This is a genomic window from Nocardia niigatensis NBRC 100131 (assembly GCF_000308655.1).
Lineage (GTDB): Bacteria > Actinomycetota > Actinomycetes > Mycobacteriales > Mycobacteriaceae > Nocardia > Nocardia niigatensis.
The window spans coordinates 14,075-26,126 of record NZ_BAGC01000045.1 but is presented as its reverse complement, the minus strand read 5'-3'; the positions used below and the strand labels follow the sequence as shown (position 1 = coordinate 26,126).

Here is a 12,052-nt window from a genome sequence, read left to right as displayed (position 1 = left end):
AGGAGAGGCAGATGACGACCGCAGTGTCCAGCAAGATGACGCCTGACGTCCGCAATGGGATCGACTACAAGGTGGCGGACCTGTCACTGGCCGACTTCGGCCGCAAGGAGATCCGCCTGGCCGAGCACGAGATGCCGGGCCTGATGGCGCTGCGTCGGGAATACCACGACGTGCAGCCGCTCAAGGGCGCCCGCATCTCCGGCTCGCTGCACATGACGGTGCAGACCGCCGTGCTGATCGAGACCCTGGTCGCGCTCGGCGCCGAGGTCCGGTGGGCCTCCTGCAACATCTTCTCCACCCAGGACCACGCGGCCGCCGCGGTCGTGGTCGGCCCGCACGGCACCATCGACGAGCCCAAGGGCACCCCTGTCTTCGCCTGGAAGGGCGAGACGCTGGAGGAGTACTGGTGGGCCGCGGATCAGATGCTGACCTGGCCGGGCGAGCCGGCCAACATGATCCTCGACGACGGCGGCGACGCCACCATGCTCGTGCTGCGCGGCGCGCAGTTCGAGAAGGCCGGCGTGGTCCCGCCCGAGGACGAGACCCACTCCGCCGAGTACACGGTGTTCCTGAACCTGCTGCGCGCGAGCCTGGAAGCCGACAAGGGCAAGTGGAGCAAGATCGCCGAGAGCGTGCAGGGCGTCACCGAGGAGACCACCACCGGCGTGCTGCGGCTGTACCAGTTCGCCGCCGCGGGTGAGCTCGTCTTCCCGGCGATCAACGTCAACGACTCGGTCACCAAGTCTAAGTTCGACAACAAGTACGGCACCCGCCACTCCCTGATCGACGGCATCAACCGCGGCACCGACGTACTCATCGGTGGCAAGAAGGTGCTGATCTGCGGTTACGGCGATGTCGGCAAGGGCTGCGCGGAGTCGATGAAGGGCCAGGGCGCGCGCGTCCAGGTCACCGAGATCGACCCGATCAACGCGCTGCAGGCGCTGATGGACGGCTTCGACGTCGTCACCGTGGAGCAGGCGATCGGCGACGCCGACATCGTCGTCACCTCCACGGGCAACAAGGACATCATCCTGCTCGACCACATGAAGGCGATGAAGGACCAGGCCATCCTGGGCAACATCGGCCACTTCGACAACGAGATCGACATGGCCGCCCTGGAGCGTTCGGGCGCCGACCGGCTGAACATCAAGCCGCAGGTCGACCTGTGGACGTTCAAGGAGTCCGGCAAGTCGATCATCGTGCTGTCCGAGGGCCGCCTGCTGAACCTGGGCAATGCCACCGGCCACCCGTCGTTCGTCATGTCGAACTCGTTCTCCAACCAGGTGATCGCGCAGATCGAGCTGTGGACCAAGCCCGACGAGTACGACAACGAGGTCTACCGCCTCCCCAAGCACCTGGACGAGAAGGTCGCCCGCATCCACGTCGAGGCGCTGGGCGGCACCCTCACCAAGCTCACCAAGGACCAGGCCGAGTACATCGGCGTGGACGTCGAGGGCCCCTACAAGCCCGAGCACTACCGCTACTGAGCGGAAACCGCCTGTAGTGCCTGAAGATTCGGCCGGTCACCCTCGGGTGACCGGCCGAATCTCGTTGTCGGGCGGCGTTCGGGGGCCGGAAACGACTGTGCCGCCGACCCATTGGGGCGGCGGCACAGGGGGCGTGCGCCTGCTACTTGAGGCAGATGTCGATCAGGGGGAGCCACTGACCGCCCTGGATGGTGCAGAGGGCGGCGTTGAACAGTTCGCTGGCGCTGGAGCCGGTGCCGCCCACATTGCTCGAGCCCGGGCTGGACGAGAGCGAGGAGGCCGAGCCGGAGTCGGCGACCGAGGTGGCGGGGTCGGTGACCGCCGGGGGTGCGGGATCGAGGGACACCGGGGCGGCGGCCGCGGTGGCGGCCGTGGAAAGAGCGGCGGCGGTGATCGCGACGGCGGCCATGGCGGCTCGCGGACCGTGGTGTGCGAGACGGGACTTCATCAGGTTGCGCTCCTTGCAGGGGGAGTGTTGACGGGGACCCTACAAGAATTGAATGGCGAGTGTTTCGGATTTGCGCAGGTTACTTGCGGAAGGACCTCGGCAGCGGGTAGCCCCGCTCCTGCAGGACGTCGCGGGCGCGGTTCGGATAGTCGGTGATGATGCCGTCCACGCCCTGGTCGAGCACCAGGCCGATGGTGGCCTTGTCGTTGACGGTCCACGGGATCACCTTGATGCCCATACCGTGCGCCGCCCGGACGTATTCGGCGGTGGTGGTGAGCTTGAAGTACTTGTCGCCGACCTTCGCGTCGGCGTTCCACGGATCCACGTACGCGGGCGAGGCGATGTTCGCGCCCAGCGCCTTGATCGCGTCGAGTGGGTTCCCGGCATGTTCCTCGTAGCGAATCGGGCCCAGCCACGGACTGTTCGGCGCGAAGGTGGTCTCGTCGTAGAGCGCGACCGTGGGGATGGCGGAGTTCTGGGCCTGCACCAGTGGCAGGCTGCTCCAGTCGAAGCTCTGGATCTCGATCTTGCCGAGAGCCCCGGCCCGTTCGACGGCGCCGAGGATGACGTCGACGAACTCCCTGGGGGTGGCGGACTGGTCGGGGTGCGCGGCCTCGATCTTCGTCTCGATGTTGTAGCGCACCGCGTCGAACGCGCCCGGATGGCTCTTCACCACGTCGAACAGTTCCGGCAGGGTGGCGATCCGGTTGCCCGGAAGTTCCTGCGCCGCCTGGAATCCCGCAAGCTTCTTGCCGCAGTCGAGGGTGCGGATCTGGTCGTAGCGCAGGTCGTGAACCAGCTTGCCGACATAGGGGAACCGGGGATCGCCGGGGAAGGCCGGTGCGGTATCGGTGCACTTCTCGGCCTGGACGACCGGGTCGTGCCAGATCACCGGCGTCTTGTCCGCGGTGAGCACGATATCGAGCTCCAGGGTGGTGACGCCCAGTTCGATGGCCTTGGCGAAACCGGGCAGCGACTCCTCGATGGTCATACCGCGGCCGCCGCGGTGGGCCTGCAGATCGAAGGGGCGGTGCGGATCGGCCACGGAGACCGGGGAATTCTGGTCGCTGGAGGTGCTGCCGCAGGCCGTGGGTGCGATGACGGCAACCGCAATCACGAGGATCGTAAAAGCTCTCTTGAACTGCATTGACCCCACATGTACGGCAGTCATGGCGGGACTATAGCAATCGAATGGCTACAAATATCTGGGCCTTTCGAGCAAACGGGATCCCGCCGGGGCGGACCGCGGTCGATTCGGTACTCTCGCGGCATGGGTGCACTGGTTCCGGTGGAAGGACTCGACGGCGCGGGCAAACGCACGCTCACCGAGGCCGTCGTCGCCGCCCTGCGCGCCCGCGGGCTGCGCGTCGCCACCCTCGCCTTCCCACGCTACGGCGTCTCGGTACACGCCGACCTCGCCGCCGAGGCGCTGCGCGGCGGCCATGGAGATACCGCTCGGTCCGTGAACGCCATGGCGCTGCTGTTCGCGCTCGACCGCGCCGATGCGCGCGACGAGCTCTCGAAACTGCTGGCGGACAACGACATCGTGCTACTGGACCGCTATGTCGCCTCCAACGCCGCCTATTCCGCGGCCCGCATGGACCAGGACGCGCACGGCGAAATCGTGGCCTGGATCGAGGAATTGGAGTTCGAGCGCTTCGGGCTGCCGGCCCCGGACGTCCAGATCCTCCTGGACGTTCCGGTCGACGTCGCCGAGGAGCGTGCCCGGCTGCGCGGCGAGGCCGATGCCGAACGCGCTCTGGACGCCTACGAGAAAGACGGGGGTCTGCAGCGTCGCACCGGTACTGTCTACCGTGAGCTGGCCGAAATGAACTGGCACGGACCGTGGTGGGTGCATCGGACCGGTGACGATCCCGCAACACTGGCCGCGCGCCTCGCGGAAATTGTTGCTGGATAGGGTTGGATGTGCGCCGACAGGTCACGAGTGTTGGCGTGGCGGCCGAATCAGAGCCGGAGAGGTGACAAACTAGAGGTTATGAAGCCGAAGATTCTGGTCGTCGACGACGATATGGCTCTCGCGGAGATGCTCACGATCGTCTTGCGGGGTGAGGGTTTCGACCCCCACGTCGTCGGAGACGGCACGCAGGCGCTGACCGCGGTCCGGGAGCTGCGTCCGGATCTCGTGTTGCTGGATCTCATGCTGCCCGGCATGAACGGCATCGACGTGTGCCGGGTGCTGCGAGCCGATTCGGGAGTGCCCATCGTGATGCTGACGGCGAAGACCGATACGGTCGACGTCGTCCTGGGTTTGGAAAGCGGTGCGGACGACTACATCGTCAAGCCGTTCAAGCCGAAAGAGCTCGTGGCCCGGGTGCGCGCCCGCCTGCGCCGCACCGAGGAGGAGCCGCAGGAGCTGCTGTCCATCGCCGACATCGTCATCGATGTGCCCGCGCACAAGGTGACTCGCGGCGGAGCGCAGATCTCGCTGACTCCACTGGAGTTCGATCTGCTGGTGGCGCTGGCCCGCAAGCCGCGCCAGGTGTTCACCCGTGAGGTGCTGCTGGAACAGGTCTGGGGCTATCGGCACGCCGCCGACACCCGCCTGGTCAATGTGCACGTCCAGCGGTTGCGCGCCAAGGTGGAGAAGGATCCGGAGAACCCCGAGATCGTGCTGACCGTCCGAGGTGTGGGCTACAAGGCCGGACCGCCGTGATCGCTGGCTCCAGAAACCGCGTTCAGCGGTGGCTGGCGGTAGCGGTGGCCTGGTTCCGCAATCTGGGCGAGCAACTGGGCCACGTATGGCGGCGTTCGCTGCAGTTGCGCGTCGTCGTGTCCACACTCACCCTGTCGCTGATCGTCATCACGATTCTGGGCGTCGTGCTCACGAGTCAGATTACCGACCGGTTGCTGGACGCGAAGATCAACGCGGCCGTGGAGGAAATGGGTCGCGCCCGCAACACCGTTCAGAATCAACTGACCGGTGTGCACGATTCGGGGACTCAGCAGAGTCGTCTGGACGACGCCCGTCGCGCGCTGTTCAGCAGCGCCGGCGGGACCCAGACCGGCGGCGCCGCAGGCAGTTACGAGGCCGCGCTCGCAATGACGGGCGACAGCGGCCAGGAGGTCACCTCGGGCGCCATCCAGGAGATCCCCGCCGAGCTACGCCAATTCGTCAAGCAGCGGCAGGTCTCCTATCAGTTCGCCACGGTTTCCAGTCCGGATGGGTACAAGGGCTCGGCGCTGATCATCGGCAGCCCCTCGGCCGATATCGACTCGCTGGAGATCTATCTGATCTTCCCGCTCACCAACGAGCAGCGCAGTCTCTCGCTCATGCGCGGCACCATGCACATCGGCGGCATCGTGCTGCTGGTACTGCTGGCCGCCATCACGGCGCTGGTGACGCGACAGGTGGTGCTGCCCATCAGATCCGCGGCGCGGATCGCGAGTCGTTTCGCCGACGGACGGCTCAAGGAGCGCATGCTGGTGCGCGGTGAGGACGACATGGCGAGGCTCGCCATGTCGTTCAACGAGATGGCCGAGAGTCTGTCCAACCAGATCACTCAGCTCGAGGAGTTCGGAAATCTGCAGCGCCGCTTCACCTCCGACGTCAGCCACGAACTGCGCACACCGTTGACCACGGTGCGCATGGCGGCCGACCTCATCCACGGATCCAGCGACGATCTGGACCCGGCGCTGGCGCGTTCGGCCGAACTGCTCGTCAACGAACTCGACCGCTTCGAGGGACTGCTCAACGACCTGCTCGAGATCAGCCGCCACGACGCGGGTGTGGCCGAGCTGCAGGTGGAATCGCTCGACGTGCGCATGTGCGCGCGGGCCGCGGTCTCCACGGTGCGGCACCTGGCCAAGGAATCCGGCGTCGAACTCGTGGTGGACATGCCCGAGGAACCCCTGGTGGCCGAGGTGGATCCGCGCCGCGTCGAACGCGTGCTGCGCAATCTGCTCGCCAATGCCATCGACCACAGCGAGGGTAAGCCGGTCCTCATGCGCATGCGCGGCGACGTGGACGCCAACGCCGTCGCCATCGTGGTGCGCGATCAAGGCGTGGGCCTGCGGCCCGGCGAGGAGAAGCTGGTGTTCAACCGCTTCTGGCGCTCGGACCCCTCCCGCATGCGCCGCTCCGGCGGCACCGGCCTCGGCCTGTCCATCAGCGTCGAGGACGCCAACCTGCACGAGGGCAAGCTCGAGGCGTGGGGCGAGATCGGCGTGGGCGCCAGCTTCCGGCTCACCCTGCCGCTGGTCCGCGGCCGCAAACTGGGACCCAGCCCACTGTCGTTGGAGCCGCCCAAGATTCGCGGCGCGGTCTCGCCCGAACAGCTGGCCCTCGACATCGCCGGCTCGGACGCCGCGCCGGCGGCCATCGCCTCCGTCGCGTCCGTGCTCGAATCCGCGCCCCCCGCACTGGAACCGGGCCCCACGGCCGCGGAGGGCACCCCGGCCGAACTCGGATCCGCGGAGCCGATCGCGGAAAACGGGCACGGCGAACCGGGATTCGAGGCCATCGCCCCGGAATTCCCCTCCGGAGACGGCACCGCCGGTGCGGAGGTCGGGGAAGACCATGCCGCCGACGACGATTCCGCCGCTTCCGGCGGAACCGCTTCCGGCCGTGACACTTCCGGCGGCTCGGTATCGGCCACCCCGGGGGACGGCCAATCATGAGGAGGCCGTCCGCGGGCCTGCGCCGGGCCCTGGTGGTGCTCGGCTGCCTGCTCAGCGTCAGCGCGTGCGCGAGCCTGCCGGACTCCTCGGCTCCGCAGGCGCTGGGCAGCCTGGACCACCAGCCCACCAGCGCCTCGCCGATGCCGCCGATCGCAGGGCGGGAACCCGAGCAGCTGCTGCTGGACTTCATGGCCGCCACGGCCGACCCGGCCAACCGGCACCAGGCGGCCCGGCAGTTCCTCACGCCCGCGGCCAATGCGCAGTGGGACGACGGGGCGACCACCAGCATCGTGGACTCGCAGCCCAATACGCTGCGGGAGTCCCGCAGCGGCGACTCCGCCACCTACGTGATCCGGGCGCGCAAGCTCGGTGAGCTGGCCGCGGACGGCTCCTACCGGGCCGGTGACGGCACCCTGGAGACCAGGGTCGACATGGAGAAGGTCGACGGCGAGTGGCGGATCAAGGAGCTGCCGCCCGGCGTGATCGTCGAACAGGCCGCCTTCGCCAAGTCCTACCACCGGTATTCGCTGTTCTTCCCCAACCAGGCCGGGGCGGCCATGGTGCCCGACCTGCGCTGGATCTCCGCCCCCAAGGACCAGCTGGCGCAGCGGCTGCTCGGCATGCTCTCCGGGGGACCCCAGTCCGCGCTCGCGCCGGCCGTGCGCAACCCGATGGGCGCGCCGGTGACGCTGCGCGGGCCGATCACCAAGGCGAACGGCGATCCCGGCAATGCCGGTGTCGGCGGCGGCGGGCTGAGCGTCGACTTCTCCGGCGCCACCGCCCTCGACCCGCCCACCCGCGACCTGATGGCCGCCCAGATCGTGCTGACCCTCTCCGGCGCCGACGTGCTCGGCCCCTACCTGCTCAACGCCGACGGCAGACCGCTGGAGGACAGGTACGTCAACGGCTGGCAGCGGTCCGACGTGGACGCCCGCAGCCCCGACACCATCGCCCGCAACCACGCCGGCCTGCACGCCGTGCGCGACGGGTCGCTGGTGGCGGTCACCGACAACGGAATCACCGCCGCCCCCGGCTTCTTCGGCGCCACCCACACCCTGCAGACGGTGGGATTGTCGCCGGACGGGCAGCTGGTGGCCGCCGTCGCCAAGTCCGGCCGCCCGGACCCGGAGCCCGAGCGCACCCTGATCATCGGCACCTATGACGGCCAGGGCTTCCCGGTCGCCACCGGCGGCACCTTCACCCGGCCCACCTGGCCCGCCGACAGCAGCTCGGCCTGGTCGGTGGTGGACGGTGACCGGGTGATCCGGGCCGTGCACGACCGCACCACCGGCAATGTCTCGGTGCAGGACGTCGACATCTCGGAACTGACTGCGGCGGCGGCCAATTCGAGCTCGCCGCGCACCCCCATCACCGAGCTGCGCATCTCGCCGTCCGGGGCGCGGGCGGCCCTCATCGCCAACGGCAAGGTCTATGTGGCGGTGGTGGTGCCGCAGCCGAACGGGAAGTTCTCGCTGTCCTCGCCGCTGCCTCTGGCCATCGGGCTGAGCACGCCCGCGGTGTCCATCGACTGGCTCACCGACGAGAAGGTCGTGGTGGGTCGCGACGGCAATGTGGACCCGGTGGCCGGAGTGCTGGTGGACGGCTCCGAGTTCCGGGCTCAGAGCTCCCAGAACCTCACCCCGCCGGTGCGCGTGCTGAGCGCGTCGCCGGATCAGGAGTACGTGGCCGACTCCCGCGCGGTGCTGGAGCTGACCCGCAATCCCGAAGGGCGCGAGGACTACTGGCGCGAAGTTCCGGGTCTGGGGGCCAACGCGGTTCCGGTGCTGCCCGGCTAGGCGCACACTGAGGGGCATGGGGGAACTGCTGGATCTGATCCTACCGCGCGCGTGCGGCGGATGCGGGCGGGCCGGGACCGGCTGGTGCGCGGACTGCGCCGCCGCCCTGTCTGGACCGCCCATCCGGATCCGCCCCCGCGCTGATCCGGGGGTGCCGTGCTGGGCGCTGGCCGGCTACGCGGGCGCGCCGCGGCGGGCCGTGCTGGCGGCCAAGGAGCAGTGCCGCCGGGACCTGGCACGGCCGCTCGGAGCCGGATTGGCCAGGGGGCTGGATCATTTGCGGGATACCGCCCGGCCGCTGGTGCTGGTGCCGGCGCCCAGTCGCGGGGCCGCCGCCCGGCGGCGCGGCGGCGATCCGGTGGTGCGTGCCGCGCACATCGCGGCGAGTTGGCTACCTGGTTGCCGACTGGTACGTATGTTGCGCATGCGGCCAGGTGTGCGCGACTCGGTGGGCCTCGGGCACCGCGATCGTCAGCACAATCTGCACGGGCGGATCATCGTAGCCACCACCCGCCCACCGGGCGCCCTGTTTCCGGCAAATGCCGAGGTAGTGGTGATCGATGACGTGTTGACCACCGGCGTCACGGTACGGGAATCGGTGCGTGCGCTGGCTGATGCGAGTGTGACTGTTCGTGCCGTGCTGGTTACTTGCGCGGCTTGATTCTCCGAAATTTGCGTGAACACTGGCGGACAAGTCGCTGGCGCACTAGGTTGGCGATCAGACACCCGAACCGCAAGTTTGGAGGTGGCGCCTCGGACTTATGTGCCGAGCGAGTTCATCGATCGGCACACGTTTCAATCCCGCCGCACGAGCGGCTTGTGCGGCCAGATCCGGGAGGTACGCGTGACGACTACTTCACGACTCTCAGCGAAGAACGCAGACACTACGGTGCTGCTCGATGACAAGGTCAGTCCAGACGATTCATCCACTCGGGCCACCAACGCGGATGTCGTGGTCAAGGGCAGGACGCTGGGCGAGGGCGGAGTGCCCGATCATTTCCGAATTCATGTGGCGGACAAGCTCTCTCGTCTCGAGCGCTTCGACCCCACCATCTATCTCTTCGATGTGGAGCTCACCCACGAACGCAACCGTCGTCAACGCAAGAACTGCCAGCGGATAGAGATCACCGCCCGCGGCAAGGGGCCGGTCGTCCGGGCCGAAGCCTGCGCCGACAGCTTCTATCCGGCCCTCGAGCTCGCGGTGGAAAAGCTGGAGAGCAGACTGCGCCGTCTCAAGGACCGCCGTCGCGTCCATCACGGTGACAAAACGCCGATCTCGGTGTCGGAGGCGACGGCGGGTCTCATCGACGAATCCCTGTTCTCCGCGAACGGATCCATCGCACACGATCACAGTGCCGATGAGCTGGCCGGCGAAGCCGCCGGTCCCGGCCATGTGGTGCGGACCAAACAGCACCCTGCGATCCCCATGACAGTCGACGACGCCCTCTATCAGATGGAGCTGGTCGGCCACGATTTCTTCCTGTTCCAGGACAAGGAGACCGACCGACCGTCGGTTGTCTACCGCCGTCACGCCTTCGACTACGGGCTCATCAGGCTCGCGTGATCAGCGGCTGAGGAACATCAACCTTTCGACCGGGGTCATGAAAAGGACCCCGGTCGCCTGCTGTCCTGGCGGTGTGGCCGAAGGACTCTTGCTGTTACGGCATGTATCAGTTAAAACTGTGCCATGGCTACCAAGGGCGCTCGTCGTGCTGTCATCGTCGCCGGGGCTCGGACCCCGTTCGTGCGGGCATTCACCGAATTCACTCGGATGGACTCCATCGACCTCGCCGACACCGCGGTGCGCGGGCTGCTGGAACGGACCGGGCTGCCCAAGCAGGACGTCCAGGCAATCGTGTGGGGCGGGGTGATTCTGCCCAGCGGAGCGCCGAACATCGCGCGCGAGATCGCGCTCGACCTGGAAATGGACCCGGGCTGCGAGGGCTACACCGTGACCCGTGCCTGCGCGTCCGGGCTGCAGGCGGTGGTGTCGGCGGCGGCCGCCATCGAGCGCGGCGAGTACGACATCATGGTCGCCGGCGGCAGCGACTCCACCAGCAACGCCGAGATCAAGCTGCCGCAGAAGCTGGTGCACGCCGCCGCACCGCTGGCGCTGGGGAAGCCCAAGCCCAAGGACTATCTCACCGCCGCAACCCAATTGGCGCCGTTCTTCGACCTGATGCCGCGCCGGCCCCAGATCGCCGAGCGCACCACCGGTGAGGTGATGGGCGAGTCGGCCGAGAAGATGGCGCGCATCCACGGCATTTCGCGTGGGGCACAGGACCACTTCGCCGCCACCTCGCATCACCGGGCCGCCGCCGCCATCGCCTCCGGGCGCTTCGACCGCGAGGTGCTCTCGGTCCGCACGCCCGATGGGACCGCGGTGTCGCGGGACGGGTTGGTGCGCCCGGAGACCAGCCTGGCCAAACTGTCCAAGCTGGCACCGGTTTTCGCCGAGAACGGCACCGTCACCGCCGGCAATGCCAGCCCGCTCACCGACGGCGCGTCGGCGGTGCTGCTGATGAGCGAGGAGAAGGCCCGCGCCCTCGGCTACCAGCCGCTGGCCGCCTTCCGCTCCTGGAGCTTCGTCAGCGTCGATCCGCGCGACCAGGTGCTCATCGGTCCGGCCATCTCCATGCCGCGGGCGCTCGACAAGGCCGGAATGTCGCTCGCCGACATCGACTTCGTGGACATTCACGAGGCCTTCGCCGCCCAGACGCTGTCCGTGGTCTCGGCGCTGGCCAGCCACGAGTGGGCCAAGACCCGCCTCGACCGCGACGCCGCCATCGGCGAGATCGACCCGGCCAAGCTCAATGTGCACGGCGGCTCGGTCTCCCTCGGTCACCCCTTCGGCGCGACCGGTGCCCGCATGGTCACCACCATGGCCAACGAACTCGCCCTCACCGGCAAATCCACCGCCCTGCTCGGCATCTGCGCCGCGGGCGGCATCGGCGCCTCGGCGGTGCTGGAACGGGTCTAGCCGGCGCACTGCGGTATCAGCACAGGTTTCGCGACTGCGACGTCCGGCGCGAATCGGCGCGAATGTGTCTTCGCCCAGGTAGGGCCCCGCTTTGCCGCGGCGGACCGGGGTTTCCGGCCGTCGCGGCGAAAAACGTTGGTGGTGATGTGGTGTCGAATGGGTATTGCTGAGGAACAAAGCTGAGCGGAGGTAGATCATGGTCGCGAGGACGATGATCGGTGCCGCGGCAATCGTGGTCGCGGCGGGTACAGGTGGCATCGGAGGTGCGGGAAGCGCTGCGGCGCTGCCACTTCCGGCGACCGGATCCGACGGCGGCCAGCAGCCGGTCGCGGAAAACGACCTGAACATGCGGCTGCGCAACGCCGAACAGCATGCCGGGGAACAGCATCCCGTGTACGGGCTGGTGTATTCGGATGCGGCCGTGTGGACCCTGGCCTTCGTGAGCGGCGGGCCCACCGACTACTACACCATCGACGGCGCCCGGGTGGAGCTCGCCGGCCCGGCCGGCCGCACCATCGCCCAGGGCGACATCTTCACCGGGACCATCACCATCACCGGCAAGCACGACTCCGGGGATCCGGTTGTGGTCCTCGACGACGTCGCCGTCATCGGGCACCGCCCGGCCGAGGCGCTGCGCTGACCTGCGGCGCGCGGCCCACCGGGCGTCACGGAGGGATTGCCGCCCGAAACCCGTCCGGACCAC

At 68.3% G+C, this 12,052-nt stretch carries 11 protein-coding genes; 9 read left to right on the top strand and 2 right to left on the bottom strand.

The features are described from left to right. The first annotated feature begins 11 nt into the window (after positions 1 to 11). Positions 12 to 1,487 carry an adenosylhomocysteinase gene (gene ahcY, locus ON33_RS22485; RefSeq protein ID WP_040861030.1) on the top strand — a complete coding sequence of 492 codons (1,476 nt, stop codon included), beginning with the start codon at positions 12 to 14 and terminating at the stop codon, positions 1,485 to 1,487. A 142-nt stretch (positions 1,488 to 1,629) separates the two neighbouring features. Here ahcY and ON33_RS22480 read toward each other — a convergent pair whose 3' ends face one another. Continuing rightward, positions 1,630 to 1,935, bottom strand: a complete 306-nt coding sequence (locus ON33_RS22480) for a hypothetical protein (protein WP_157184675.1) — start codon at positions 1,933 to 1,935, stop codon at positions 1,630 to 1,632. Between the two features lie 79 nt (positions 1,936 to 2,014). Further along, positions 2,015 to 3,082, bottom strand: a complete 1,068-nt coding sequence (locus ON33_RS22475; RefSeq protein WP_040861057.1) for a glycerophosphodiester phosphodiesterase — start codon at positions 3,080 to 3,082, stop codon at positions 2,015 to 2,017. 123 nt (positions 3,083 to 3,205) lie between these two features. On the opposite strand from ON33_RS22475, the gene ON33_RS22470 reads away from it, so the two are divergent. The 8 genes from ON33_RS22470 to ON33_RS22435 all read left to right on the top strand — a co-directional run bounded on the left by ON33_RS22470 (position 3,206) and on the right by ON33_RS22435 (position 11,989). After that, positions 3,206 to 3,853 (top strand): dTMP kinase, encoded by a 648-nt coding sequence (locus tag ON33_RS22470; protein ID WP_040861028.1) that lies wholly within the window; start codon positions 3,206 to 3,208, stop codon positions 3,851 to 3,853. Between the two features lie 78 nt (positions 3,854 to 3,931). Continuing rightward, a complete protein-coding gene (mtrA, locus tag ON33_RS22465; protein ID WP_033090495.1) occupies positions 3,932 to 4,609 on the top strand; it encodes an MtrAB system response regulator MtrA in 678 nt (225 codons plus the stop codon). Further along, entirely contained in the window at positions 4,606 to 6,573 is a 1,968-nt protein-coding gene (gene mtrB, locus ON33_RS22460; protein WP_083869204.1) for an MtrAB system histidine kinase MtrB, read from the top strand. The genes mtrA and mtrB overlap by 4 nt, the downstream gene beginning before the upstream one ends. Continuing rightward, positions 6,570 to 8,369, top strand: coding sequence for an MtrAB system accessory lipoprotein LpqB (gene lpqB, locus ON33_RS22455; RefSeq protein ID WP_040861027.1), 1,800 nt, complete (start codon positions 6,570 to 6,572; stop codon positions 8,367 to 8,369). Before mtrB ends, lpqB begins: the two co-directional genes overlap by 4 nt. Positions 8,370 to 8,385: 16 nt before the next feature. After that, positions 8,386 to 9,030, top strand: a complete 645-nt coding sequence (locus ON33_RS22450; RefSeq protein WP_040861026.1) for a ComF family protein — start codon at positions 8,386 to 8,388, stop codon at positions 9,028 to 9,030. 231 nt (positions 9,031 to 9,261) lie between these two features. Next, on the top strand, positions 9,262 to 9,933 hold the full coding sequence (hpf, locus tag ON33_RS22445; protein ID WP_085996827.1) for a ribosome hibernation-promoting factor, HPF/YfiA family: 672 nt from the start codon (positions 9,262 to 9,264) through the stop codon (positions 9,931 to 9,933). Between the two features lie 123 nt (positions 9,934 to 10,056). Next, a complete protein-coding gene (locus ON33_RS22440; RefSeq protein WP_040861025.1) occupies positions 10,057 to 11,349 on the top strand; it encodes an acetyl-CoA C-acyltransferase in 1,293 nt (430 codons plus the stop codon). A gap of 196 nt (positions 11,350 to 11,545) precedes the next feature. Then, complete coding sequence (locus ON33_RS22435; protein ID WP_157184674.1) at positions 11,546 to 11,989, top strand: hypothetical protein; 444 nt, start codon at positions 11,546 to 11,548, stop codon at positions 11,987 to 11,989. Positions 11,990 to 12,052: the final 63 nt, after the last annotated feature.

Coding starts and splice junctions, on each gene's coding strand:
- ahcY (WP_040861030.1), top strand. CDS start 12: ATGACGACCGCAGTGTCCAGCAAGATGACGCCTGACGTCCGCAATGGG.
- ON33_RS22480 (WP_157184675.1), bottom strand. CDS start 1,935: ATGAAGTCCCGTCTCGCACACCACGGTCCGCGAGCCGCCATGGCCGCC.
- ON33_RS22475 (WP_040861057.1), bottom strand. CDS start 3,082: ATGCAGTTCAAGAGAGCTTTTACGATCCTCGTGATTGCGGTTGCCGTC.
- ON33_RS22470 (WP_040861028.1), top strand. CDS start 3,206: ATGGGTGCACTGGTTCCGGTGGAAGGACTCGACGGCGCGGGCAAACGC.
- mtrA (WP_033090495.1), top strand. CDS start 3,932: ATGAAGCCGAAGATTCTGGTCGTCGACGACGATATGGCTCTCGCGGAG.
- lpqB (WP_040861027.1), top strand. CDS start 6,570: ATGAGGAGGCCGTCCGCGGGCCTGCGCCGGGCCCTGGTGGTGCTCGGC.
- ON33_RS22450 (WP_040861026.1), top strand. CDS start 8,386: ATGGGGGAACTGCTGGATCTGATCCTACCGCGCGCGTGCGGCGGATGC.
- ON33_RS22440 (WP_040861025.1), top strand. CDS start 10,057: ATGGCTACCAAGGGCGCTCGTCGTGCTGTCATCGTCGCCGGGGCTCGG.
- ON33_RS22435 (WP_157184674.1), top strand. CDS start 11,546: ATGGTCGCGAGGACGATGATCGGTGCCGCGGCAATCGTGGTCGCGGCG.